The 23,830-nt window shown below is 42.1% G+C and carries 25 protein-coding genes and 2 tRNA genes; 7 read left to right on the forward strand and 20 right to left on the reverse strand.

Annotated elements, in window-relative coordinates:
• Positions 1 to 75: 75 nt before the first annotated feature.
• From FAI41_01230 to FAI41_01250, 5 genes are read right to left on the reverse strand one after another with little or no spacing between them, the layout of a single operon-like run.
• Positions 76 to 945 carry a hypothetical protein gene (locus FAI41_01230; protein QCE32317.1) on the reverse strand — a complete coding sequence of 290 codons (870 nt, stop codon included), beginning with the start codon at positions 943 to 945 and terminating at the stop codon, positions 76 to 78.
• Between the two features lie 42 nt (positions 946 to 987).
• Positions 988 to 1,977 carry a hypothetical protein gene (locus FAI41_01235; protein QCE32318.1) on the reverse strand — a complete coding sequence of 330 codons (990 nt, stop codon included), beginning with the start codon at positions 1,975 to 1,977 and terminating at the stop codon, positions 988 to 990.
• Positions 1,978 to 1,995: 18 nt separating this feature from the next.
• The gene (locus FAI41_01240) at positions 1,996 to 2,910 is read right to left on the reverse strand and encodes an SDR family NAD(P)-dependent oxidoreductase (GenBank protein ID QCE32319.1); all 915 of its coding nucleotides are present in this window, start codon (positions 2,908 to 2,910) and stop codon (positions 1,996 to 1,998) included.
• 56 nt (positions 2,911 to 2,966) lie between these two features.
• Positions 2,967 to 3,326: a hypothetical protein gene (locus tag FAI41_01245; protein ID QCE32320.1), complete on the reverse strand. Its 360-nt coding sequence runs from the start codon at positions 3,324 to 3,326 to the stop codon at positions 2,967 to 2,969.
• Positions 3,327 to 3,332: 6 nt separating this feature from the next.
• On the reverse strand, positions 3,333 to 4,085 hold the full coding sequence (locus FAI41_01250) for an HAD-IB family hydrolase (protein ID QCE32321.1): 753 nt from the start codon (positions 4,083 to 4,085) through the stop codon (positions 3,333 to 3,335).
• 125 nt (positions 4,086 to 4,210) lie between these two features.
• On the opposite strand from FAI41_01250, the gene FAI41_01255 reads away from it, so the two are divergent.
• Positions 4,211 to 4,795, forward strand: a complete 585-nt coding sequence (locus FAI41_01255; GenBank protein QCE32322.1) for a hypothetical protein — start codon at positions 4,211 to 4,213, stop codon at positions 4,793 to 4,795.
• A 64-nt stretch (positions 4,796 to 4,859) separates the two neighbouring features.
• Here the strand turns inward: FAI41_01255 and FAI41_01260 are convergent, their stop codons facing one another.
• Together FAI41_01260 and FAI41_01265 are read right to left on the reverse strand one after the other, a co-directional pair.
• On the reverse strand, positions 4,860 to 5,300 hold the full coding sequence (locus FAI41_01260) for a hypothetical protein (GenBank protein QCE32323.1): 441 nt from the start codon (positions 5,298 to 5,300) through the stop codon (positions 4,860 to 4,862).
• 90 nt (positions 5,301 to 5,390) lie between these two features.
• Positions 5,391 to 6,413 carry a hypothetical protein gene (locus FAI41_01265; protein ID QCE32324.1) on the reverse strand — a complete coding sequence of 341 codons (1,023 nt, stop codon included), beginning with the start codon at positions 6,411 to 6,413 and terminating at the stop codon, positions 5,391 to 5,393.
• A gap of 172 nt (positions 6,414 to 6,585) precedes the next feature.
• Here FAI41_01265 and FAI41_01270 point away from each other — a divergent pair.
• Positions 6,586 to 6,674, forward strand: a tRNA-Ser gene (locus FAI41_01270).
• A 170-nt stretch (positions 6,675 to 6,844) separates the two neighbouring features.
• On the opposite strand, the gene FAI41_01275 is transcribed toward FAI41_01270, so the two are convergent.
• From FAI41_01275 to gatC, 13 genes are all read right to left on the reverse strand, one after another.
• Complete coding sequence (locus FAI41_01275) at positions 6,845 to 7,681, reverse strand: hypothetical protein (GenBank protein QCE32325.1); 837 nt, start codon at positions 7,679 to 7,681, stop codon at positions 6,845 to 6,847.
• Positions 7,682 to 7,698: 17 nt separating this feature from the next.
• The gene (locus FAI41_01280) at positions 7,699 to 9,618 is read right to left on the reverse strand and encodes an ABC-F family ATP-binding cassette domain-containing protein (GenBank protein ID QCE32326.1); all 1,920 of its coding nucleotides are present in this window, start codon (positions 9,616 to 9,618) and stop codon (positions 7,699 to 7,701) included.
• Between the two features lie 65 nt (positions 9,619 to 9,683).
• Complete coding sequence (locus FAI41_01285) at positions 9,684 to 9,896, reverse strand: hypothetical protein (protein QCE32327.1); 213 nt, start codon at positions 9,894 to 9,896, stop codon at positions 9,684 to 9,686.
• Positions 9,897 to 10,011: 115 nt separating this feature from the next.
• The gene (locus FAI41_01290; GenBank protein QCE32328.1) at positions 10,012 to 11,304 is read right to left on the reverse strand and encodes a DEAD/DEAH box helicase; all 1,293 of its coding nucleotides are present in this window, start codon (positions 11,302 to 11,304) and stop codon (positions 10,012 to 10,014) included.
• Positions 11,305 to 11,493: 189 nt separating this feature from the next.
• A complete protein-coding gene (locus tag FAI41_01295) occupies positions 11,494 to 11,709 on the reverse strand; it encodes a hypothetical protein (GenBank protein ID QCE32329.1) in 216 nt (71 codons plus the stop codon).
• Between the two features lie 35 nt (positions 11,710 to 11,744).
• A complete protein-coding gene (locus tag FAI41_01300) occupies positions 11,745 to 11,969 on the reverse strand; it encodes a hypothetical protein (protein ID QCE32330.1) in 225 nt (74 codons plus the stop codon).
• 493 nt (positions 11,970 to 12,462) lie between these two features.
• Positions 12,463 to 13,470, reverse strand: a complete 1,008-nt coding sequence (locus tag FAI41_01305; protein QCE32331.1) for a DUF4435 domain-containing protein — start codon at positions 13,468 to 13,470, stop codon at positions 12,463 to 12,465.
• A gap of 2 nt (positions 13,471 to 13,472) precedes the next feature.
• Positions 13,473 to 14,942: a hypothetical protein gene (locus FAI41_01310; protein ID QCE32332.1), complete on the reverse strand. Its 1,470-nt coding sequence runs from the start codon at positions 14,940 to 14,942 to the stop codon at positions 13,473 to 13,475.
• A 205-nt stretch (positions 14,943 to 15,147) separates the two neighbouring features.
• Positions 15,148 to 15,318 carry a DUF1737 domain-containing protein gene (locus FAI41_01315; GenBank protein QCE32333.1) on the reverse strand — a complete coding sequence of 57 codons (171 nt, stop codon included), beginning with the start codon at positions 15,316 to 15,318 and terminating at the stop codon, positions 15,148 to 15,150.
• 122 nt (positions 15,319 to 15,440) lie between these two features.
• Positions 15,441 to 15,530: transfer RNA gene (locus tag FAI41_01320), tRNA-Ser, on the reverse strand.
• 128 nt (positions 15,531 to 15,658) lie between these two features.
• Positions 15,659 to 17,119, reverse strand: coding sequence for an Asp-tRNA(Asn)/Glu-tRNA(Gln) amidotransferase subunit GatB (gatB, locus tag FAI41_01325; GenBank protein ID QCE32334.1), 1,461 nt, complete (start codon positions 17,117 to 17,119; stop codon positions 15,659 to 15,661).
• On the reverse strand, positions 17,116 to 18,630 hold the full coding sequence (gene gatA / locus FAI41_01330) for an Asp-tRNA(Asn)/Glu-tRNA(Gln) amidotransferase subunit GatA (protein QCE32335.1): 1,515 nt from the start codon (positions 18,628 to 18,630) through the stop codon (positions 17,116 to 17,118). Before gatA ends, gatB begins: the two co-directional genes overlap by 4 nt.
• Positions 18,627 to 18,914: an Asp-tRNA(Asn)/Glu-tRNA(Gln) amidotransferase subunit GatC gene (gene gatC, locus FAI41_01335; GenBank protein ID QCE32336.1), complete on the reverse strand. Its 288-nt coding sequence runs from the start codon at positions 18,912 to 18,914 to the stop codon at positions 18,627 to 18,629. The genes gatA and gatC overlap by 4 nt, the downstream gene beginning before the upstream one ends.
• 151 nt (positions 18,915 to 19,065) lie before the next feature.
• Between gatC and ruvX the strand changes: the two genes are divergently transcribed.
• The 5 genes from ruvX to FAI41_01360 all read left to right on the forward strand — a co-directional run bounded on the left by ruvX (position 19,066) and on the right by FAI41_01360 (position 23,808).
• Positions 19,066 to 19,572, forward strand: a complete 507-nt coding sequence (gene ruvX / locus FAI41_01340) for a Holliday junction resolvase RuvX (protein QCE32337.1) — start codon at positions 19,066 to 19,068, stop codon at positions 19,570 to 19,572.
• A gap of 123 nt (positions 19,573 to 19,695) precedes the next feature.
• Positions 19,696 to 20,724, forward strand: coding sequence for a cation transporter (locus FAI41_01345; GenBank protein ID QCE32338.1), 1,029 nt, complete (start codon positions 19,696 to 19,698; stop codon positions 20,722 to 20,724).
• 14 nt (positions 20,725 to 20,738) lie between these two features.
• Positions 20,739 to 21,731, forward strand: coding sequence for a cation transporter (locus tag FAI41_01350; protein ID QCE32339.1), 993 nt, complete (start codon positions 20,739 to 20,741; stop codon positions 21,729 to 21,731).
• Between the two features lie 103 nt (positions 21,732 to 21,834).
• Positions 21,835 to 22,833: an aldo/keto reductase gene (locus tag FAI41_01355; protein ID QCE32340.1), complete on the forward strand. Its 999-nt coding sequence runs from the start codon at positions 21,835 to 21,837 to the stop codon at positions 22,831 to 22,833.
• A 24-nt stretch (positions 22,834 to 22,857) separates the two neighbouring features.
• Positions 22,858 to 23,808, forward strand: a complete 951-nt coding sequence (locus tag FAI41_01360) for a DUF2272 domain-containing protein (protein ID QCE32341.1) — start codon at positions 22,858 to 22,860, stop codon at positions 23,806 to 23,808.
• Positions 23,809 to 23,830 lie beyond the last annotated feature (22 nt).

A 23,830-nucleotide genomic window follows, 5' to 3' on the forward strand; every position in this document is an offset into this window, starting at 1 on the left:
TTTTCTTACTTACAAAATATTTTTTTATTATAAATTAACTAGAAAAATTCAAAGTAATCACACTATTAAAATTTATTAATGTCCTAATGAATTAGATTCTAAATCTTCTGCGTCACAACGGACAAAACGATGTTCTTTTTGTGGGGAATAATCTGCCTCCCAGCACCAGCCTCTTTCCTGTAATTCCGTTCCAGCAGCGCTTAAAAGAATAGAACCAGCAGCATTTTTAAAAGGATCAAAATTTTCACGTGCCTGCAAAGACCAAGCAAACAGCTCTTTTAAGGGCATTTTCATCAAATGGCGCATGACATCTTTGGGGGGCGTGGTTGTAAAAAGTACGCACCGTGCCGGTGACCTGCCGTCTTTTTTGCATTGTTCAAGAATTTGCGCATTCATTTTCCGTGTTAGCGCTAGAAACTCAGCCTTTTCCTCCGATGTCAAACGCTGCGCCATCGGATCATAATCAATCTTTGCTGATTTCTCCTTTAAACGTTCTTCCTCTTCTTTATGCTGCTCTTCTTTTAATCTTAATTTCCGAAGCCTTTCTACCCCTGAATTTCCTTTCAAAGCGATATCCGCCACCCCAAAAGCAGGAACAGTCCCTAAGCCATATCCATCTGAAAGAGCTTTTTTCTCCAACTCTGGATTATTCTCATTCTCTTCTTCAGACTCACTTTCGGCTTCTTCCCAAGGTAATTTATTTTTTCCAGGTGCAATCCCAGCCTCTTCTGCGGCTTCTTCTTCATTAAAACCGACCTGTCCTGTCGTTTTATGCTCTCCATACGTTTTTTCAAAAGTCTCTTTGGCCTCATCCACTCCAAATTTTCCGGCCTCATCCCAACCTGATTCTGCGAGAGATGCTGCGCACGCCGTTCCATTCAGCGAGAAAGACAACGCAGTACTAAAAACCAGTGAACAGAAAAAAGAGGAAAAAAATTTCTTCATACTAAGGCGCATTCCGTTGGGAAAATAAAGAGATCATAAGACTTAATAATGCGCCATAACTTCAAAATTTGCGCCAACCCGCCGCAAGCCACTGCTATTTTCATATAGTTTTGGCTTTTCACCAAAAACCAGTGTCGTACGATAATATTCCAAATTAACATTACCATGCAAAAAGATTGGCGAGGTTTCCGGACGCATAAATTTCTTTGGCACTAAAATCGCTTCTCGTGGATTAATCTCTTTTAAAGACATTCCCCATCTTTCTGGCAGAACTGGCGGAAAGACATAACAATGCCCCACAAGGGCTAAGGGGTCTTCAAGATTTTTTTCAGCAAGAATTGTCGGAACACCATGACATTTCTGCAAAGTTGCCTTTCCCCACTCTTCCTCTTCCTCTTCCCATTTTTTACGTTCTGTCTCATCGGTATATTTAGTGCGTGCCTCGGAAACATCTAACCCTTTTTCAACCATTAAACTGGCTGTCCCAATGGTTTTATCTGTCTCACGCCATTCAGAAGGATAGGCTAAATTAACCTCTCTTATATCTTCAGCAGAAACATCTCTTGAATTAACCGCCCGCATCAATATTTTAATGGCGGAAACATCCGGCGCATTTAACACTTGAACTTCACGATCCACAGATGAAGCCGCACCAACAAAAGCAGATTGCGGCAGGCCTAATTTCTCAATCCATATTTTAAGCTCATGTGGTGTATGGATACCCGTATCAGAAAACTGACGCATAAGATCTGGAGAATAATGATGATCGCACCATTGATGAATCTGATCGTCTTTCAAACCGCTATCGAGTAGATCCATATAATCCGTTACCGCTAAATGATGCTCCTTATAATAGCAATATTCATCATAAGGCACTCCCTGATCCTTCCAAGCTGTTGCATCAGAATCACTCCCTTGCCCATGCAAAAACGCCACCATATTATCCGCAAAATAATTATGAATCATACTACTGCACCCACCCAAAGAAAAAAGGGCAGATAAAGCAAGTGTCGTTTTTAATAGATTTTTCATTGGGAGCTCTTCGTACAATTATAATAATTCGTCAGCGAAGGAAACGCCTGTTAATTTCTCTGCTTTTTTCCACAATTTCTCACCATCTGTCCAACGGTAGGATTCTGGTTTTTTAACACGACCATTTTTACCGATAAGCAGCCAGCGTGGCCCATAGTAACTTCCTGGACGTGCATTAGGATCCGTTGCAGCCTGAATCAATGGCAATGCCCCTTTATCCGGATTCATTGCCGGAATAAATTTAAATACCCATGACGGTGTTGTTTTATTCGTCCCCATATTAGGGCCTGTAATCATCAAGCGTGTTCTTGTACATCCCGGATGTGCGGCATTGGAAAGCAGATTCCAGCCTTTTTCTGCCGAAATTTTTGCAAGCTGATTGGCCATATGAAGGTCTGCAAGTTTGGAACGTGCATAAGCCAAAAACGGTAAATAAAGTTTCTCTGACTGTAAATCAGACATACCAAGCAAAAAACCAATAATCGCAGCACAACTCGCCATTGTCGTAACACGGGGAGATTTTGAAGATTTTAGTAAAAGCGGCACAAGATGATTGGTCAACGCAAAAGGACCTAAATAATTCGTGCCAAATTGCAATTCAAAATTATCTTTGGTCGTGTAGCGCTTAGGCGGACTCATAACCGCAGCATTATTGATAAGAACATCTAAGCCCCTACCATCAGACTTTAAATTTTCTGAAAAACTCTCAACTGTTTTTAAATCCGCAAGATCAATATGCCTGACCTCAAGCTTCGCCCTAGGAAATTGGCGCAAAATGTCCTCTTTTGCAATCTCACCAAAGGTAAGATTGCGAACCGCCATAATAATTTCTGCACCGGCCTCAGCCAAACGTCTTGTTGCCTCTTTACCCGTGCCGCTATTTGCGCCCGTAATCACAAAACGGCGGCCTGATTGGTCAGGAATATGATACATCGCTCTTACTTCACCCTTTTTCTAAAAATCTATAACGGATCTCATTTTAAAGAGAATTACATATTATCGACATCGTTACCGTCTTCTGTATCTCCAGGCGTATTTCCCTGCTCTAAAGCAGCTGGTGGTGGATTATACTGGGCATTTCCTGAATTTTGTGCTTGCCCCGATACTTCTCCACTTCCAGCATAGCTCCCCTGCGCCCACTGACTTTTTGAATTATAGCTTTGTGGAGAGGGTAATTCTGGCGGTGGTGGTAATGCACCACTTTCTTTTAACGCTTCAAGATGTGCCTTACTTGGTTTTTTCATATCCACTAAATTTGGATCTACTTCTTTATGATGGAAACATCCTGCCAACAAAAGAGAAGACACGCCTAAAATGGTCATTTTCTTTAAAAATTTTACCTGTCTCATCGCCTTTTATCCCTTCAAATTTTTTCTTGAAAGCTCTTTCCAAGACTGAACTTTACCATTTGGCAAAACAAACCAACTCTTTCCATCTTGTTCCAAAGTCGCCTGCAACATTTCAAAATCCCCTTTGCTGTTGCCGTAAGCCACTGAATTTTTAGGAAATTTCTCTTCTTTAAGATAATTTAAAATACGTACCACTTTTTGAGATCCATAGCAGTTTTTACCTTTGAACCTTCCTGTGGCACGTCCATCCAACCCAACTTCTAAACGGGTTGCTATGACGGTTTCAAAACCATTTTTAGCCGCCCAGAACTGTAAATATTCTCCAAGACTTGCGCTCACAAGAATACAACGATCCCCTTGAGCCTTATGCTTTTCCAAGCGCTGCATTGTTTCAACAAGCAAAACATTCCCCTGAAGGCGATTCTCCACAAAACGCTCTCCAAGATAAAAAATCTCCTTTAAAGAGCGCCCTTTAAAGACACTGCCAAAACAGCATTCTTTAAATTTATTTTTATCCATTTTTCCTAAAAAAAATTCTTTTAATACCCATAAAAGGCATAAAAGAATACGTGGAATATTTCTCAGACGCAGGCAAAACAAAAGAAAACGCCAACCGCTATCCCCTCTGGATAAGGTACCGTCAAAATCAAAAAAAATAGTTTTATGCAAGGGAGAAGAATGTAAAGAAGTCATGAATCCTAAGCTTAAGAGAATAAAAGGGGTTATATTTATCTCTTTATAAAAGCATAAAGTAGCCATACACTCTCATAGAGAAATTATATATCAATCTATGTTATAGAATATATTTCTTATTTCCGATGATGGACATAGAAAAGATTCTATCTCTCATTTTTATCGTCTCTTTTTTAGAATGACGCAAAGCAATGGCAACAAATTCTCAATCTGCTTCCTACCCGCCAGCCCCTTCTACAGAGGCGGCACTTCGTAAAAATCAATATGAAAAAGAAACCTTACAGGATGGGATTTGGATTGTTGGCGGTATTTTTATCGCTTTGCTTTTTATTGGCCTGGCCTCTTATATCGTCCGTTACGTGGCTTCAAGACCTTCCAATACGCTCGTAACAGGGGAAATTATTGGCCTTTCCTCCCCGAAAGATCATCCTATCAGCGGCAAACTCATCAAAAACAGAAAAATAGAAAACACAAAAAGCGCATGCCAAAAACAAGAAGGAAAGACTTTTGACCTCAAGCCAGGGAAAACAGTTACAGCCTATTTCCGTGGGAATGTTGGCTATAATCTCTCTTTTGAACTTATCAATGTCCCTGAACTCTCCAACTGCCCCTATGAAATGCTGTTGACACCCTCAGAGGCAAAAATAGCTATGAGCGCTTATACACAACAGCATCAAATGCAAAACAGCATCGTCTCTGCCCTCCCATTCTCAGAAGAAGACATCAAATCTTCCGATAATAATGATAAATTGAGCGCTGAAGAAAAATCTACATAAAATTAAGAACTGATATATCTGCCCGAGAGAGCATTTTATGCCATTCCTCTCTTCTTACGGCACCTTAATCTGTGTTTGCAGAGGAAAGTTCTCCAATTTTTACCACTTCTGCAACGCTCTCTCGGCAAGGGGCAGAAACAATCACACCCACGAAATCTTTAACATGCAAACTGCCCTGCCGACGGACAAGATATGTCTTTTCACCATCAGCAACAGAAAAAAATGTAAAATTTTCCCGATAAGGAATATTCACAGAAGGAAGATATTTTGTATGTGTGCCATGAGAAGCTCCTAAAATCTTCCCCTGATGAATGGTAATCGGACAGTTTTTATCATTGCGCTCTGCGTGGACATTAATCTCATCTTGAGGATGTTCCAAAGATTGCTCTTTAGGTGCAGCGCCTACGCCCGCCATCTCAGCAGAAACCGGCAAAAGGAAATCTGTTGAAAAGAGAAAAACAGCTGAAAGACAAAGAGCAAACTTCTTAAAATCTTTTTTTAACACCGTATTTACCCCTCTATACAAGCTTCTCAAAAGAGACTCTTCCTTCCGATACCAAACAGAAAAGCAAGAGCCTCCTTTTCTCAGGGAGAATTATTTCACATCCCGTTTTTCGACAACCATTTTATTTGTGCCATCCGGATCAATATTTAAAGGCTCGATTGTCATGGTAACAGACAAAGGATTTTTTCCTTTAAGACATGAGGCAGAAAGCCTTGGCGCTTCAAAATCAACGCTCAGAGAATTTTTCTTATGGTGTACAGACGGCTTATCTAAAAACATTTGATAATTACATGGTTTTGGTGCCATGACTTTAAGTGTTGGCGCTTCAAGCGAAGGGGAACCCAAATGAATATTGGCCTGAGAAAGATTCAACGCCCCCTGCCCGACAGCTTCTGCAATCAAATAAGAAACGGTTGTATGTGATTTTCCCAGTGCGAGCTTATTGCTCATCACGCCGGCAGAGCTCCAATTTAAAGAGCTACCATTCGCATATTTAATAAAATAGTTATATCCAAAAAGCCCTGCATCATTACCATCACTCGGCGCTAATGTTGCCAAAACAGCGGAAACGGCACTGCCATCCGCCTGCACGGGAAGCTGATAGATTCCTTTTGAGGTGTTGATTAAACGTGCTTTGAGGGTAATCGTCTCTGTGGCACGGATCGGCGAATCCGCCCCGCATTTTTTAGGAAGGTTTTTTGCGATTTGATAAGTGGAAACCAGGCCTTTTTCCGTTACTTTCGTGCCTGTCAAACGCAAATTATAATGGCAGGCCTTAGAACGTAGCACGATATGCTTTCCGCCAAGACGTGTCTCAATTTTAGCGTTCGCAATAGAGACTTTTTTCTTTAACTTTTTAAGCAGTTTTTCTGCAGTATGCTGATTTCCTGCGAGGGCTTCTGTATAGGCCTCGAAATTTACAGGAACATCCGCAGCCTGTGAATAAACCTCTCCTGATTTACTTTTTAACGTAAAACTATTCGTCGCCAAGGCTGTATGTGCATCTAAGGAAGCTGGTAATGCATAGGCCGCCCCCGTGCCTGTTAAAAATAGCGCTGATGCACCAAGAAGATTCGCTGTAAAGCGTTTCATCTTCTGTTTTGAGTTTTTCATAGCTCCTCGATCCTCATACACTAAAGGCATTTTGATGAAAAACGCCTCATATTCTATTTATTTCGGTCAAAAATGCGCCGAAAACAGAAAAAATTCAATTTTATTCTATCTAACACAAACTTTTCTCTTGCCCACCATAAAAGCAGAGTGATATGGGTATAAACACAGAAACGGAGAGGTGGCCGAGCGGCTTAAGGCGCACGCTTGGAAAGCGTGTGTGCGTTATGCGTACCGCGGGTTCGAATCCCGCCCTCTCCGCCATTTTGCTTCCTTTTGTGGAGCATTCCTCAAAAGTTAGAAATCTTAAAACATATTTTTTGCTAGATCGAATCATCCTGTGATTTGATTCGCCTAAAATACAAACCGCCTCTGCAAATATTTTAACTACAGCCATCGGTAGAATGCTAAAATAACAAAAGGCCGCATCTAAGCTACCTTTTTCTATATTTTTTTATGAATTTCTGAAATCTTTTTATATTTTCGTAAAAAAGTTCATTTTGTTTTTTTCTACTTCCTGTCGCTACTAAAAATTCAAAATTTTCAAAATTGCACGGATATTTTTTAAGAAACTTCAGCTTTTCTTTGTCATTCAAAAAAACTGGAATATCAAACTTCCTAAAGTCTGTTTCCGAAAAATCAGAGCAAACCATAAGATTCTTTGAGTAATCCCTCTCCTGCTTTTTTACATAATATTTATGAAGTAAATAACCTAAACTATTTTCAACATAAAAGTAGATACGCCCACCCCCCTTCATTAATGCATAATCAGGAGCAATACAGCTTTTTTTAGATCCATCAAAAACAATATAAGCAAAAGTATCAATAATATAATTTTTATGCATTAAAGCGACCCAAGAAGCGCCACCATTTATAGGGTAATGGTAGCCAAATTCTCCACGTACCCACTCTAAATCAAACTCTGGATCAACAACTTGTGCATTTGAATCATAACAAATAGAGAAATCCGAATCTGGATCATAATAGTCAACGTTTTTATTTACGTCATTTGAACTTTTCCATCTCTCTGGAGAAAGTAAATGCCGCTTAAATTTTTCTTCTAAGAATTCACTCTTAAGAGAATTGCTTGCCCAAGCGCAGCCCATAGTTAAAACAGCACAAATTCCTAAAATTCCTTTTGAAATAATACTGTAATACAGCGTATCTGTGGGCGCAAAGAGCCCAATGAATGAAGCCACCAAGCTTATAGATGCCAAAGTTAAAGGACTCGATAAAAACTGTTTTATAGAATCTATGAACTTATCCATCATAACTATGCCCCTAACTTTTAGGGAATTTCGGCTGTTTTGCCTTCGAGTTCTTCCTGCTTAAAGAGCCATTTTTCTTCTAAAGATTCGATTTGTTTATTCACAGCCGCAAGTTCTGTATTGAAGGTGGCCATTTTGGACGTATTCCCCGAATCATAAAGCGCAGGATCTGCCAATTTCGTTTCGATTCTTTTTTGATCCTGACGCAATTTATCCAGCATCGCTTCAATAGAGCGGATTTCTTTTTTAAGCGGCGCAAGCAAGCGTGTCAGCTCCTTGCGATTCTCCCTCACCTCTCTGGCTTGGGTAATTTTTTCCTGCTTGGTTTCAGGAACCTCTTCTTTTTCTTTTTTTTTAGAAATACTGGCCTGCTCCAAAGAACGGCGATATTCCTCCATTGTTCCGTCAAATTCGCTCACAGTGCCGTTTGCTGCAACAAGAATTTGATCGGCCACGGCCTCGACCAGATAGCTATCATGGCTAATCAATAAGACAGTGCCTTCAAACGCCATCAAGGCACGGATAAGACTATCTCTGGCATCAATATCTAAATGGTTTGTCGGCTCATCCAAGATTAAAAGATGCGGCGCATTCCGTGTGGCCAATGCTAAGAGAAGGCGTGCCTTCTCGCCGCCAGAAAGTTGACCGACCTGCGTATCCGCCCGATGCACATCAAGTCCAAAACGGGCTAATTGTGCCCTTGCCGTTGTGATATTTGCATCTTCAAGAACCCTTAACATATGGTCCAAAGGCGTATCTTTTAAAATCAACGCCTCTTGCTGATGCTGGGCAAAATATCCGACTTCTAATCGGGAAGAATGATCCATCACCCCTGACAGCGGTTTCAAATCTCCTGCCAGCAATTTTGCAAAAGTGGATTTTCCTTCCCCATTCCGTCCTAAAAGGGCGATACGATCCCCCATATCAATCCGCATAGAGAGATTGCTTAAAATAGGTTTATCGCCATAGCCAATGGTCACCTCTTCTAATTTGAGCATTGGCGGCGGTACTTCCCCCGGAGAAGGAAAATCAAATTGGACAGGGGTTTCCTCAATCACCGAATCAATTTCCGGCAAGCGTGCTAAAGCTTTCAAACGGGATTGCGCCTGACGTGCCTTCGTGGCTTTTGCACGAAAACGTGCAACAAATGCTTCCATGTGCTGACGCTGTTTTGCGACACGTTCAGCGGCTCTATTTTGCTGGAGAGCTTGTTCTGTTTTAATTCTGAGAAAACGGCTAAAACCGCCCGGGGTTAAGGAAAGCTTTCCCTTGTCTAAATGCAAAATGGAATCTGTGACATTATCTAAGAAATCACGGTCATGGCTGACAAGTAAAACCGTCCCTGAATATTTCTTTAGCCAAGATTCAAGCCACAAAGCGGCTTCCATATCTAAATGGTTTGTCGGCTCATCCAGTAAAAGAAAATCAGGTTCTGTAAAAAGAACACCTGCGAGGCTGACACGCATCCGCCAGCCACCTGAAAAATCAGAAATCGGACGGGCTTGTGCCTGCTCATCAAAACCTAAACCGGAAAGAATAATCGCCGCTCGTGCCGGAGCGGAATAAGCATCAATCGCATTTAAACGCTCATGAATATCGGCAAGACGCACAGAAGAAGGGTCTTTTTGCTCTAAGATCTGCATCTCTTCTAAAAGGCTCGCACGTTCCGTATCCGCCTCCAATACGATATCTAAAACACTTGTCGGGCCTGAAGGGGTTTCCTGTTTCACCCGCCCCATGCTGACACGGTTTGCAAGCGTGACCGAGCCGCCATCCGGGGAAATATCCCCTGAGATCACGTTGAGAAAAGTTGATTTTCCAGCACCATTTTTACCCACAAGGCCAATCTTATGCCCGGCATCAATCGTCACCGATGCATTATCGAGTAAATTACGATTTCCCATACGAAGGCTGAGATTAGTAACGTTTAAAATACTCATAATGAATCTTTTCTTATCGAAGGATTTTTAAAATAGAGAATTATTTTGAAATAATATTGCGCATTTCAGACAAAAGAGACGCGCAGAAAATGGAAAGCGAGCGCTAAGGCATGCTCGTGGGCTTTGAGCGAAAAATAATACAGCACCAAACCCGACAGCATCAAGCCAACGGCAGCAATACCCCCTGCAAAGGGATATTGCTCATCAACCAATTGGCTGAGCGCAAAAACTGCACCGCCAATGGTCAAACAAATTCCGATCAGCTCTCCAAAATTCATATTGTTATTCCCTTAATCTATCATAAGGGAATAACGTACCTTAGGAAATTTTACCATAAGGTGACAGGAGATTGTTTGGATCAATCGTAACGCACCCTTTCCTCACGCCCTTAAATCAAGTGCGTGAACGAGATTGTTTCGCACGTGTTGGCTTTTTAGAGGAAAAAGATTTTCGATTTCCTGTATTCGAGCCACGACGTCCACCGCTGCCGCCACGTTTTTTCCCAAGTACAGGAGCTGACATTGTTGACCACTGCGCCGCCTCGGAATGGAAAGGCTGCTCAAGATCGACAGGAATTTCCAACTTAACCGTCTTTTCAATATTTTTAAGCCATGCACGCTGTTCTGGTGTGCAGAAGGAATAAGCAGAGCCATGACGGCCGGCACGTCCCCCACGTCCAATCCGATGAACATAAGATTCCGGAATATTTGGCAAGTCATAATTAACAACTAAGGAAACATCCTCAACGTCAATCCCACGTGCCGCAATATCGGTAGCAACCAGCACCTCAACATTTCCAGAGCGGAAACCGCTCATGGCTTTTTCCCTTGCAGATTGAGATTTATTTCCATGAAGTGCCGCAGCCTCAATACCATTTTCCTGTAAAAAAGCAGCAATTTTGTTCGCTTCATGCTTCATTAACGTAAAGACGACAACACAGCGCGGTTTTTTATTTTCTTTTTTCAAAAGATAAAGAAGAGCTTCTTTCTTATCCTTCTCCTCTAAAAAAAGAATTTTCTGCTCAATACGCTCAATTGAGGTCTGTTGTGGAACAACCTGAACTTGAACAGGATCAGAAAGAAGCGTATTTGAAAGAGAGCGAATATTATCTGGGAAAGTCGCAGAAAAGAGCATTGTCTGGCATTTATTCGGCAATTTTGCAGCAATATTACGAATATCGTGAATAAAGCCCATATCTAGCATTCGGTCTGCCTCATCAAGAACCAGAAATTCCGTTGCAGAAAAATCAACATAGCCTTGATTTGCAAGATCAAGCAGACGACCTGTCGTTGCGACCAGCACATCAACGCCCTTACGCAAATTATCAACCTGACGGCCCTGTCCGACACCACCAAAAACGGTCGCAATACGGAAACCCTTAATAAAACGGGAAAAATCCCCGATATTATCGGCAATCTGAGAGGCCAACTCACGGGTTGGTGCCAAAATCAGTGCCCGAAAACCCCAAGCCTTATAGGCGGTTGGTTTTTGCACAATAAATTGCAGGATTGGCAAGCCAAAAGAGGCTGTCTTTCCTGTGCCTGTCTGGGCAAGCCCCAAAACATCACGCCCTTCTAAAATTTTTGGAATAGCCTGTTCTTGGATGGGGGTTGGGGTTTTGTATCCAGTGGCTTCAATCGCTTGGCGAAGAGGCACTGCAAAGCCAAAGGTGTCAAAATCTGTCACTTGCTTACACAATCACTTAAAAAATAAAGAAATGAGATATACTTATCTAAAATAAGACCATTTTAGTCTCTTTTCAAATAAAGGCAAGAAGCTTCTAAAAAGAAGCATAATCCCCCATTTTTTCAAACGATTCTGAAAAAAGATGAGAATTTCTTTTTAGAGATGCGATTAAAAATTACGCCCAACATCCTACGCAGGTCGATCTGGTATTTTCCTCGCCATATTGAGACCCTGCAAATAGGATTCCTCATGCTGTTCGCTACGCTCGTCCCAGTAACGATTTAAAAGCGAGCCATCTTTCATCCACACAACGTAACGGCTGGCCTGCACATTCTTTAAATTCTCCGCCCCATGAGACATCCAATAAGCATATTTTTTAAGCGTTGGCAGATATTTTGTATAAATGCGATCGCCTTTTGAGCGCTGTGCCTATTTCAGAATCAAAGCAAAAAATGATGTTTAGGAACGTGAAAGATAAAAAGATAATAAGAGTGTTTAGCATTTGGAATATAGCCATAAGTCTCAATTTGATAAACGAAATTATCTAACATCCCATCGGCGAGCTTCCCCTGATCGGAAAGACGTAAGGCCAGCATGATAAAATGAATGTTCCAATAATAGCCCTCAAGAAAACGTCCTCCCGGCACCACATAGGGATTAGGCATAAAGAGGCGAACTCCCCTTTTTCGTATAAACAGGCTGACGCAAAAATGGATTCGTCCAAAGGCTGGCCTTTTGGCGGATGCGCCCGATGTATCGTAGCGTGCTTAAAATGCTGATATGTAAAATTTTTCAGAAAAAAATGGGGGTTATTTTTCTACTAATGATAAAGGCTAAGAATTTTTTGTGGATCTTCGTTCGACTCTGCATCCAGAAAATCCTTTTAGCCAGGATAAATCTAATTAACCTGAATATCGTGAAATAAATCCCCGTAAACCTGCCGTGGAGTCTGTATCTCCTGCCATATAACAGGCGTCACTTTGACAAATTCTGCCCTCTCCCCTGTAATCGCTTTAGAAAGATGAAAAACCCCTAGCGACAAAAGTATGGAGGACGAAAGGATCCAACAAGCGACAAAGCACCATTTTTGGAGATTTTTTTATCCACCAGTTTAATCATAGAAACTGGATAGGAACAAGGGAGATATTGATATTGGAATTACACAGCCTTGCACTTACTAAGAACAGCATTACAAAAGTCGGTGAAACCCTCTGGTATTGGCATATAAGGCGAAGCTGTTGCCAAGGTCAGTTCCAGTATCTTTAATTTTCCTGAGTTAGAAAAAGGATAGTTTCCATCTTTTTTACAACACCTCATATACTTAATAAATTCTTGAGCGAAGTGAAAAATGATCTTACCTCTCCAGTCTCTTTTATAGTCTAGGCGATTAAACTCTTCTGAGTAGTTCTCCTCAGCAGATTTCAAGTCTTCATCTATTTTAAGCTCGAATTGCTGATTATCAGGGATAACAAAAAAATCAGAAACTTCTTTTTTCTGAAAAACTAGTTTTTTATCAACAATGCCTAATTTATTAATATTCTTCATCTCGCTGGGAAGATTGACGTCTTTTTTCTTATATATTGGATCTTTCCTATAATAATATCCAAGTAAATGAACCTTATGATATTCTTCCCTAAAAAGTTCTAGCCCTTGATTATACAAGTTTATTATATTTTTTCGTATTATAGGTGATAGAGCCTGATGTTCAGCATTTTTTTTCTCAACATCAGTGTAAATAGAGTGTGTAGCTTTACACATATATTTATCAATAAGCTCTACATTTGCTCCAAGATTTTCAATGCTATAATAAGGCAAAATATAAAAAGTTGGATCATCAGGAAGATCTTTTTTCTCGTGATAGTCTCGATCAACAATAGCGCCAATAAAGTCTTCTTCCCTAAAGAATTCGTACAATTCAATTACAGTCTTCTTGTTTCCACATATGTAAAACTCAAATTTCCTCTTTTGTAACTTACTTATAAAATCTTCATAAACAGCAATATCGTCCGGCCCTTCTATAAAAAGAATAGGAACATTCTTACCGCACTCTACCTTCAAGCTAAGAATACTCTGTCGAGTACGAAAATTTGTTTTTAAAACTGCAGGAGAATAGAAGGCACCCTCTGCTTTGAAGTCATCAAGCTTTCTTTTTTCATCTCGTGTCATTTTTAAACTCTTGGAGATCTTACAGGTTGCGTCTCATTCGGCCCTAAATTTTTAACAATAGAGGGCGAATGTGTCGTTACAATCAATTGCTGACAGTTTGGAGCCTTCATAATATCCTGAAGAAAACGGTTCTGCCACTTAATCCCTAATGATAATTCGGGCTCATCAACTAAAACTATTAAGTTTTTATTTGTTCTTGATTCCTCTTCTTGTAGCAATCTAGGTAACAAAACACTCCTCCTTTGATAGGAATTTCTTGACCAGAGTTTTCCTAAAATTCCTGTAATTTGCTTTTCTCCTGAAGACAAACTCTCCCAATCAAGTACTCTTTTATTTCTCGACTGTAGTGTTACCTCTAGTGTTCTTGAATCTAAGTATAATTCTTTACCATCAAAATACTCATTTAAGGTTGTACAAAAACCGCGCAAACGCTCTTGAATGTTATCTATCACACCCAATCCCTCAAATAGACTTGAAATAAAAAAATCCACTAGCTCTTTTTTGGTATCATTTCCCTCTGTTTTTCCTGACGAAACAGACAGGTTTTTAATAATAGAATTCAAATCTTCTTCGTCAAAAAGACCTAATATGCTCAAAACATTCTTAATTTTTTTAGTAGGATGCGCTGAATTATTTTTAAGACACGTAGCTTTTCGTTTATCCAAGAAAACATAACCTACTAATTTTTCTGTCGCATCTCTATAGGCAGAATTAGTTAGTCTAACAACTCTCGAGTTAAGTTGTTTTAAGTCGTCTTTAATACCTTCCAAAGAGTAATGCGTTAAATTCCGTAATTCACGATTATATTTACATTCAATCTCATTGCCCCATTCCTCCTCTTCATCCAAGATCTCTCCAAAATCTATCCCTTCCCCCCCATGCTTCCCCGCCTCAATGCAGCGAAAAGTTGGAAAAAACAGAACGTCCCACCCTTCTAGTTTTTCATTTAAATCATACAAAGTCTTTTGCTGTTGCTCTTTTAAAGAACGTCTTGTGTTTTTAACTTCTGAAATTCTAGCAATAACAGAATTCTTTAGGTATGTACGTATTTCTCTTAATGGCAGCTCCCAACTTCTCTTACGTCGCCTAAAACGTTGAATAATTTCAACGGCCTCTCTTTCACCTTTTAAAAAGTCCAGTAAAAGATCTTTTGCCTCACAAAAAGTACATTTAAATATCCCTTGAATTTCTTGAAGAACTTGCCATTCAGATGAAGTCAGTAACGGATAAATAAAAGCATCTCCTTTTGACAAAGTTAAAGTAAGTTTTTCTGCTGGGATGCCTCGTAAAAGATCTAAATTTTGCGTTAACAAGCCATGCAAAGCAATTAATGCCGTTGTTTTTCCTACCCCATTCTCAGCAATAAATGCAGTTAAGCCTCTTTTCATACTAAGCTTTAATGAATGAGAACCAAACAAATTTTGGATTTCAAATTCTTTAATTAGAAAAGAATTTTCTTTTTTGCTGGTCATTTTTTACCTCGAAATTATTAGTGCATTTATAAACAACTGATCTCTTGTAGTCATAAGTAAAGCAGAATAATTTACAACATAAAGCCAAAAATCTCATTTCTAAAAATTATTTCAGTAAAATGTAATTTTTATGGACTAAATTATAGAAAAAGGCTCTCTCTTTTGGAGAATGAGCCTTCTTTCTAGCATAAGAAAATTTTATTTCTTATTCGTCTTCGGTGTATTTCACCATTGGCTGGTGGAAATGGGGGGTGCCCTGTTTATCCATGACAACAACCAAAGAGCCGTGCGGACGGAAGCCGTCTGCCATACATTGATTGACGGTATCGCTCAGGTCTTCATAATCTGTGTCATGTAGGATCGTGTATTCACTCATGATTTTAATGCCTCATTTTTTAAGTACAGTTTTAGAAACTTGATCGTACAAAATCCGACAAAGAATCATCTTCTGTAATTAAAATTTTTATATTTTTGGGAAATGGGGATACAGTAAGAATATGGCGGAGGGGATGGGATTCGAACCCACGATAGAGTTTCCCCTATACCGGTTTAGCAAACCGGCGCCTTCAGCCTCTCGGCCACCCCTCCATATTCTTTTTTACAGGAGAATCATTTTTAAGATTCTCTGCATTCGCTGTTGTCACTGGTTTTAAGGGTAAAAAGCGGAGGCGTCAAATCATTCCTCCGCTTTCTTTAAAAGAAAATGCTAAAAAAATTTATTTATCTAAAATTTTATGCAGTTCCTCGTTCACAACAGCCGGATTTGCTTTACCACGCATCCGTTTCATCACCTGTCCGACAAAGAATCCGAATAGGCGATCCTTACCGGATTTATATTCCGCTACTTTATCTTCGTTCTCGGCAACGACAGCTTCACATTCTTTAAGAATCGCACCTGTGTCCGTGACCTGACGCAAGCCCTTTTTATCAATGATTTTTTCAGGGTCTTCGCCTGTTTCAATCATATCCTCAAGGACTTCTTTCGCAATCTTGCCGTTAATGGTTTTATCCTCGATCAAGCCCAAGAGCTTATTGAGCGCCCCTGCTGAAACCGGACTGTTTTCAAGGCTTTTACCGGTACGGTTCAAGCCAGCAAAGAAATCACCCAGCACCCAGTTCACGGCCAAGCGAGGATCTCTACCTTTTGCAACGGCTTCATAGAAATCTGCTGTCCCTGATTCCATTGTCAAAATACCGGATTCATAAGCATTAATACCGTAATCTTTTTCAAGACGGGCACGCTTTTCATCCGGAAGTTCCGGCAAGCCCTGGCGCAATTTCTCGATATATTCATCTGAAATGCGAACAGGCAGCAAATCAGGATCTGGGAAATAACGGTAATCTTGCGCATTTTCCTTTGTTCTCAGGGAACGTGTTTCCCCTTTAGCCGAATCAAACAATCTTGTTTCCTGATCCACAGTTTTTCCTGCTTCCCAAGCCTCAACCTGACGTTTCGCCTCGACCTCAACCGCCTGCATCACAAAACGAATAGAGTTGACGTTTTTAATTTCGCAACGTGTCCGATAGCCTTTTTCGCCGACAGGACGAACAGAGACGTTCACGTCTGCACGCATGGAGCCCTCTTCCATATTGCCATCACAGGAACCTGTGTAACGTAAAATCTGTCTAAGTTTACGCACATATGCCCCTGCCGCTTCAGGAGAGCGAATGTCCGGCTCACTCACAATTTCCATAAGACCAACACCGGCACGATTTAAATCAATATAAGATTTTGTCGGATCTTGGTCATGTAAAGATTTCCCGGCATCCTGTTCCAGATGCAGACGGGTAATCCCAATTTCTCTTTCTGTACCGTCTGACATTTCAACGGTGAGCATGCCCTTCCCAACGATAGGATGGAAGAATTGAGAAATCTGATAGCCCTGCGGCAAGTCAGCGTAAAAATAATTCTTGCGGTCGAACTGACTGAATTTGTTAATTTCCGCCTTCAAAGCCAATCCTGTACGCACAGCTTGCGCAACGCACTCTTCGTTTAAGACAGGCAGAACCCCCGGAAAGGCAGCATCAACCAGGCTGACATTTTCATTGGGTGCGGCACCATAAGTGGCAGAAGCCCCAGAAAATAGCTTTGATTTACTGACGATCTGGGCATGGACTTCAAGCCCAACAACGATTTCCCAATCCCCTGTTTGTCCTTTTAAAATCCACTCACTCATGCTGAAGCTCCCATTTTTCTATTGCCAGCCCAAAGCGTTGGACGCTTGTTAAAGCCGATAGCACTTTCGAGAGCGCCGCCAGCGGCTAGAATGCTTTCCTCATCAAAGAAATTACCAATTAGCTGAAGTCCCAATGGAACACCCAGATGGTCAAAACCGGAAGGCAAGGAAAGTGCGGGAACACCTGCTAAACTTGCAGGAACCGTAAAGATGTCGTTGAGATAGCGCTGAATTGGATCTGCCGGCTCTTGATCCCAAGCAAAGGCACCGCTTGGCGCTGTTGGCGCCAATAAAACATCAACTTTTTTAAAGACATTGACGAAATCTTCACGAATTCGGCTGCGGACTTTTTGCGCCTGCAAATAATAGGCATCATATTGCTCTGCAGAAAGCACATAAGTCCCTAAGAGAATACGGCGTTTAACCTCTTCCCCAAAACCAGCATCTCTGGTTTCTTCATAGAGTTCATCAAGGCTATGGCCGGAAACACGCTTACCGTAGCGAACACCATCATATCTGGAAAGATTTGAGGAGGCCTCTGCTAAGGCGACAATATAATAAGTTGGCAATCCGTAATCTGTATGAGGAAGCGAAACTTCCACGATTTCAGCGCCGGCATCTTTAAGCTGCTGTGCCCCTAGATCCCATTGTGCCAGCATCTCTTTTGGTAGGTCTTTATGGCGATATTCTTTCGGAATACCCACTTTAAGCCCTTTCACACCTCTTTTTAGAGCCGCTTCAAAATCGGGTACGGATTGAACAGAGCTTGTGGAATCCTTTGGATCATGTCCTGACATGGATTTAAGCATGATGGCACAATCACGAAGATTACGTGCCATAGGCCCTGCCTGATCTAGAGAGCTTGAAAAAGCAACCATTCCAAAACGTGAGCAACGTCCGTAAGTTGGTTTAATCCCTGCAATACCACAGAAAGCAGATGGCTGACGGATTGAGCCACCGGTATCACTCCCGGTTGCACCAAGTGCAAGCCCGGCGGCAATTGCTGCTGAGGAACCGCCAGAAGACCCACCCGGTACCAATTTGGCATCGGAATCTTTACGTTTCCACGGATTTTCAACCCCGCCAAAAGCAGAAGTTAAATTGCCTGATCCCATCGCAAACTCATCCATGTTGAGTTTACCCAGCACCACAGCACCATCTTGACGTAATTTAGCGGAAACAGTGCTTTCATAAGGTGGCACAAAATTCTCAAGCATCAAACTTCCTGCCGTTGTCTTGAGATTTTTTGTCACAAAAAGATCCTTAATACCGAGCGGAATACCGGTTAAAGCCTTCCCCTCGCCTTTGGCAAGAATCTCATCGGACTGCTTTGCTACTTGGCGTGCCTCCTCAAAATTGGTTGCCAAATAAGCATTGAGGCGTGGATTGAGATCTTCAATGGCACTGATATAAGAATCTGTGAGCTCTACAGCAGAGATTTTTCGTGCGGTAAGCGCATCCCGTGCCTCTGCTAAGGATAAATCAAAGAGATTATTTTTTGTATCGGTCATTCTACTACTTTCGGAACGGTAAAATAAGGCCCAGCAGCATCTGGTGCATTGCTGAGAACGTCTTTAACGCAGTTTCCATCCGTCACTTTGTCTTCACGCAGGCGGTCTTGTCCGACACCTGCATTTGTCATTGGCGCAACCCCTTCGACATCAACTTCAGACAGCTGATTAACCCATGTCAAAATATTACTGATATCCCGCCCAAGATTTTCCTGTTCAGCAGGTTTTAAACGTATATGCGCAAGCTTTGCCACACGCGTGATGGTCGTGATATCGAAAGACATAAACGACATATCTCCTAAAAATTTCTTATAAACTAACTTGCATAGGTTTTAGCTCTATGCACTAGGTATTTTTGTCATCCTACCCTAATAACATATCAAGTTATAACTTTACCTGTTATATCTTAATTTTATCCCTATTTTTTACAAAACGATGACATCCAATTCCAAAAATTGCAATTTACCTCCTCAGGAATTCTCAAAACTTTTACCCAAACAAGGCAGAATACTTGGGATAGATCCCGGTAAAGTACGGATTGGGATTGCGCTTTCCGACCTTGGACGCAGTATTGCCAGCCCTGCGGGCACCATCAAGCGTGGTCGCCTCAAGGAGATGCTTCCAGAAATTCAAAAAATAATTAAGGGCGAAGAGATTTGCGCTATTTTAGTTGGTCTTCCGCTTGAAATGAATGGCAGCGAAGGCAGTTCTGCGCAATCTGCAAGAGATTGGGGACATATGATTGCCGATGCGTTAAATCTCCCCATTACCTTTTGGGATGAACGTTTTTCCTCTTCCGTTGTTAATCGCTTTTTAATTGAAGAGGTGGATATTAGCCGCAAAAAACGTAGCGCTGTCGTCGATAAAATGGCGGCCTCTTATCAGCTTCAAGGCTGGCTGGATGCGGCACGTCCACCATGTACCTCTTTTGATATATACTGAAAATTTTATGCTTTCTTTTTTTACGCTATAATCATTCCCTTAATGCACGTGTGAGTGCTAAAATTTTTCAAATGAAAGCCTGCCTCACCCCTGCTTTCTGCTTAACGCGCAACGGCCTTATTTATGACATTTTTTTCCTGCGATCCTTCCCATTGCTCCGGTAGTTCAGAGCAGAAAAAACAGCACAACCATCATCATGACCATCATGATTCCCCCCATTCACACACGCACGATCATGGGCATGGGCATGGGCATGGGCATGGGCATGGGCATGGGCATGGGCATGGGCATCACCACCATGTACCAAGTCAGTTTGGCAAGGCCATCGGCTTAGCAATGCTTCTTAATCTCTTATATGTCGCTTTTGAGGTTTTATGGGGAATTAAAACAAATGCTTTGGCGCTTCTCGCCGATGCGTGTCACAATTTTTCCGATATTTTAGCTTTAGCAGCTGCTTGGCTCGGTCATGCTCTTTCCAAACGCAAACCAACAGAACGTTTCAGCTATGGGATGAAACGGGCAACGATTTTAGCCTCTGTAGCCAATGCGGGTCTCCTTTTAGTGGTAACAGGTGGAATCATCTGGGAAAGCATTATCTGTCTTTTGCATCCTGTTGCCGTTCAGGGGCTTTCTGCGAGTGCTGTTGCGGCAGGCGGTATTTTTGTCAATGGGATTGCGGCCTTGCTCTTGATGAAGGGGTCTAAAGATGACCTCAATATGCGAGGGGCCTTTTTGCATATGGCTTCCGATGCTGTGCTCGCCATTGGTGTTGTTATCAGTGGACTGCTTGTGGCTTGGACAGGCTTTTTCTTCCTCGATCCTCTCACTTCCCTCATTATTTCAATTATGATTATTCTGGCAAGCTGGCGAATGCTCTCTGAATCCATCAATTTAGCCTTGGATGCTGCCCCCACGAATATCAATCCCAGTGAGATTCCAGAAACCCTCAAAAGCCTTTCTGGCATTATAGATATTCACCATCTCCATATTTGGCCAATCAGCACAACAGAAACAGCCTTAACCGTTCATTTAGTGATTAATGATCTCGCCAAAAGTGATCAGCTTCGCCTACAGGCCGGAGAAATTTTAAAAGCACGCTATAAAATCACTCACGCAACTTTCCAGATCGAATCTGCCCCCCATGCCTGCTAAGCGATCTCTCTGAAATGCCGCATTCCCAGACACCGACAGATTATGACGCACAAAGCGGACAAGCCATTAAATTTGCAATGATTTGTCTGCCTGTCAGTCTTCTGGTCTTGCTAATCAAAACAAGTGCCTGGTTCTTTACAGGATCCACGGCGCTTTTTTCAGATGCGCTGGAAACCTTGGCGAATGTCGCCGCCGCTATCGGGGCAATCTGGGCTGTAAAATTAGCTGCCCTTCCGCCAGATGAAAATCACCCTTATGGCCATGCCAAAGCCGAGGCGATTTTTGCCATTATTGAATCTCTGCTTGTTTTTATCACAGGGATTATTATCGGAATCTTAGCCTTTTTTGAATGGTTTCACCCGATTAAGCTTGATACGCCACATCTTGGCGCGGCCCTCAATGGTGGTGCTGGTCTTATTAATCTCATTTGGGGACTGATTCTCGTCCGTTGGGGTCGCAAAAATCATTCGCCCGCCCTGCTCTCTACCGGGAACCATATGATTTCCGATATTTGGGCAAGTATTGGTCTGGTGATTGGCGTGATGCTCATCCCCTTAACAGGCTGGGATCGTTTAGATGCTGTTCTCTCCCTATTGATTGGGGTCAATGTCCTCATCATGGGCGGAAAAATGTTTTGGCACGCCACCCACCCCCTCATGGATCAGGCACTTCCAGAAGAAGAGCAAGAAAAAATAAATAAAATCATTTTGAAAAATGCCTGCGGACAAGCAAAAGCCCATGATTTAAGGATGCGGCGTGCCGGTAAAGATCTCTTCACTGAATTTCATCTCGCCGTGCCGGATGAAATGCCTGTCTGGCAGGCTTATGATATTTGCAGTCGCATTGAAAATGCCCTCAAAGCGGAAATGGGCTATATTTCAGTCTATATCTATCTTGAACCAGACAGCCAAGCCCTTCTGGAAAAAGGCGCCGATGCCATGAGTGCGCAAGCCATTTGCCAAAAATCAAAAAATTGCTGCTGCTATCAAAAAAAGACTTCAAAATAAGAGAGAAAAATTGGACGCATCCCTATGAAATGCGTTACCCTTTAAGGGAAGATTTAAAATTTATTCCCTCGATAAAACGCTCTTCATAAAAAGGATTATTCCCATGGCCGAAGCCTTTACAAATAATGAAATTCAAATTGGCGGACTTCCTTCTTCTGTTTTACGCATCGCCCTAGGAACTTGGGCCATTGGCGGATGGATGTGGGGAGGCTCTGACGATGATCTTGCGATTAAAACCATTCATGATGCCGTTAATAACGGTATTAACCTCATTGATACCGCCCCTGTTTACGGCTTTGGTCATTCTGAGGAAGTTGTTGGCAAAGCGATTGCAATGCTCAGTAACAAGCCTTTCATCGCTACCAAAGTTGGATTAAGCTGGGATAATGGCAAAGTCTATCGTGACTCTCGCCCGGCAACCATTCGTCAAGGCATTGAAGATTCTCTTAAAAGACTTGGTGTTGAAACCATTGCGCTTGCACAAGTCCATTGGCCGGATCACAATACCCCGATCGAAGAAACAGCGGAAGAACTCGCAAAACTTCGTCAAGAAGGCAAAATTTTATCCTTAGGTGTGAGCAACTATTCCGCAGCGCAGATGAAAATCTTTCAGCAGGCAGCACCGCTTTCCACCTCTCAAGATCCGCTCAATATTTTTGAACGGGCCACTGAGAAAAACACACTTCCTTTCGTCAAAGAAAATGACATGGCTTTGCTGGCTTATGGCCCGCTATGCCGCGGTCTTCTTAGCGGTAAAATTACGGCAGATTCTGTCTTTTCAGGGGATGATTTGCGTAAATCAGATCCTAAATTTCAAGCACCTCGCTTTGAACATTATTTAAAAGCCATCAAAGAGCTTCAAACTTTAGCGGATGAAAAAGGCAAATCTCTTCTTTCCCTTGCCATTCGCTGGGTTCTGGATCTTGGGCCGACAATTGCACTTTGGGGGGCACGTAAACCGGAACAAGTCACGAATATTCGAGATGCACTGGATTGGTCTCTAACGTCAGAAGATTATCAAAAAATTAACGATATTCTTGCAAGAAATACACCAGATCCGATAGAGCCTACCTTTATGGCACCACCGGAACGTCAAGCCTAACAGGAGAATTGGGTGGGGAAATCCATGTCTGAATTTCGTTTAAATCTCAAAAACTCAAAACATACATGGATTTTAAAAGGGGGGCTGATTTCAGCTCTCCTTTTTTCGCTTTCTGCCTGTATGCATCCGCATTTTAAATCGGAAATACCGACATCTGTCCAAACCCATCCCAATGGGGATGAGGAGATAACGGCCTATAACCCTCGTGTTCCGGCTTATGCTGCAAGATCTATAACCCCTTTTAACCGAGAGGATGTTGTTGCGATTGCACAGCGGGAATGGCGACTTTTTGGACAAGTGACTGTTGATATTGACCCCAGACAAACAAGAGAAATTTCCGATCTTCCCCCACGCAATAAGCCCGAACGCCAAGCCGGACTCTGGCAGAGGATTGGCGAATATTGGTGGATCGGCCAGCCTCTCTACGGAAAAGAGGCCTGGTGGACAGGTCTCAGCATTGAAAATGGTGAAATCTTCAAACCGAAGGAAGACGGCCAGCATGCATGGTCTGCCGCTTTCATTTCTTATGTCATGCGTGTCGCAGGCGCTGGCAACCATTTTGTCTATGCGCCGAACCACGCCACCTATATCAATGCGGCAAAAGCCATAGCGCCACATGGATTACGGGCAAAAAATCCGGCAACTTACGCACCCCGAAAAGGAGATATTCTCTGTACCGGAAGAGGCTCTGCCCGAAATATTAATTTTTTTAGTCTGCCAACAGCGGCGTTTTTTCCTGCCCATTGTGCGATTGTCACCTCTGGTAAAATTTTAGGCAGTCCTTTCGGGAGGCAAATTGAAACCATTGGCGGAAATGTTGAGGATCAAGTGGCGCTAACCCACGTTCCCGTTGATCGTGGTGGCTTTGTTGCCGACCAAACAGGCAAAAGCCTTGATCCCCGTTTCCCTTGGTGCGTCATCCTTGCACCGCACTACCTACAGAATAAAGATCCTTTACCCGACCTTAATCCTTAAAAAAGGTTAAAATATAAGGGGA

The sequence above is a fragment of the Acetobacteraceae bacterium genome, from assembly GCA_004843165.1.
Classification (GTDB): Bacteria; Pseudomonadota; Alphaproteobacteria; order Acetobacterales; family Acetobacteraceae.

What these genes read in the sequence shown, in the direction of transcription:
- FAI41_01245 (QCE32320.1), bottom strand. Translation starts at nt 3,326, where the DNA reads ATGAGACAGGTAAAATTTTTAAAGAAAATGACCATTTTAGGCGTGTCT.
- gatB (QCE32334.1), bottom strand. Translation starts at nt 17,119, where the DNA reads ATGAGTGAGTGGATTTTAAAAGGACAAACAGGGGATTGGGAAATCGTT.
- gatC (QCE32336.1), bottom strand. Translation starts at nt 18,914, where the DNA reads ATGTCTTTCGATATCACGACCATCACGCGTGTGGCAAAGCTTGCGCAT.
- FAI41_01265 (QCE32324.1), bottom strand. Translation starts at nt 6,413, where the DNA reads ATGAAAAACTCAAAACAGAAGATGAAACGCTTTACAGCGAATCTTCTT.
- FAI41_01230 (QCE32317.1), bottom strand. Translation starts at nt 945, where the DNA reads ATGAAGAAATTTTTTTCCTCTTTTTTCTGTTCACTGGTTTTTAGTACT.
- FAI41_01360 (QCE32341.1), top strand. Translation starts at nt 22,858, where the DNA reads ATGTCTGAATTTCGTTTAAATCTCAAAAACTCAAAACATACATGGATT.
- FAI41_01315 (QCE32333.1), bottom strand. Translation starts at nt 15,318, where the DNA reads ATGAGTGAATACACGATCCTACATGACACAGATTATGAAGACCTGAGC.
- FAI41_01250 (QCE32321.1), bottom strand. Translation starts at nt 4,085, where the DNA reads ATGGCTACTTTATGCTTTTATAAAGAGATAAATATAACCCCTTTTATT.
- FAI41_01310 (QCE32332.1), bottom strand. Translation starts at nt 14,942, where the DNA reads ATGACCAGCAAAAAAGAAAATTCTTTTCTAATTAAAGAATTTGAAATC.
- FAI41_01255 (QCE32322.1), top strand. Translation starts at nt 4,211, where the DNA reads ATGGCAACAAATTCTCAATCTGCTTCCTACCCGCCAGCCCCTTCTACA.
- ruvX (QCE32337.1), top strand. Translation starts at nt 19,066, where the DNA reads ATGACATCCAATTCCAAAAATTGCAATTTACCTCCTCAGGAATTCTCA.
- FAI41_01350 (QCE32339.1), top strand. Translation starts at nt 20,739, where the DNA reads ATGCCGCATTCCCAGACACCGACAGATTATGACGCACAAAGCGGACAA.
- FAI41_01300 (QCE32330.1), bottom strand. Translation starts at nt 11,969, where the DNA reads ATGCCTAATCCCTATGTGGTGCCGGGAGGACGTTTTCTTGAGGGCTAT.
- gatA (QCE32335.1), bottom strand. Translation starts at nt 18,630, where the DNA reads ATGACCGATACAAAAAATAATCTCTTTGATTTATCCTTAGCAGAGGCA.
- FAI41_01285 (QCE32327.1), bottom strand. Translation starts at nt 9,896, where the DNA reads ATGAATTTTGGAGAGCTGATCGGAATTTGTTTGACCATTGGCGGTGCA.
- FAI41_01305 (QCE32331.1), bottom strand. Translation starts at nt 13,470, where the DNA reads ATGACACGAGATGAAAAAAGAAAGCTTGATGACTTCAAAGCAGAGGGT.
- FAI41_01240 (QCE32319.1), bottom strand. Translation starts at nt 2,910, where the DNA reads ATGTATCATATTCCTGACCAATCAGGCCGCCGTTTTGTGATTACGGGC.
- FAI41_01345 (QCE32338.1), top strand. Translation starts at nt 19,696, where the DNA reads ATGACATTTTTTTCCTGCGATCCTTCCCATTGCTCCGGTAGTTCAGAG.
- FAI41_01235 (QCE32318.1), bottom strand. Translation starts at nt 1,977, where the DNA reads ATGAAAAATCTATTAAAAACGACACTTGCTTTATCTGCCCTTTTTTCT.
- FAI41_01355 (QCE32340.1), top strand. Translation starts at nt 21,835, where the DNA reads ATGGCCGAAGCCTTTACAAATAATGAAATTCAAATTGGCGGACTTCCT.
- FAI41_01280 (QCE32326.1), bottom strand. Translation starts at nt 9,618, where the DNA reads ATGAGTATTTTAAACGTTACTAATCTCAGCCTTCGTATGGGAAATCGT.
- FAI41_01275 (QCE32325.1), bottom strand. Translation starts at nt 7,681, where the DNA reads ATGATGGATAAGTTCATAGATTCTATAAAACAGTTTTTATCGAGTCCT.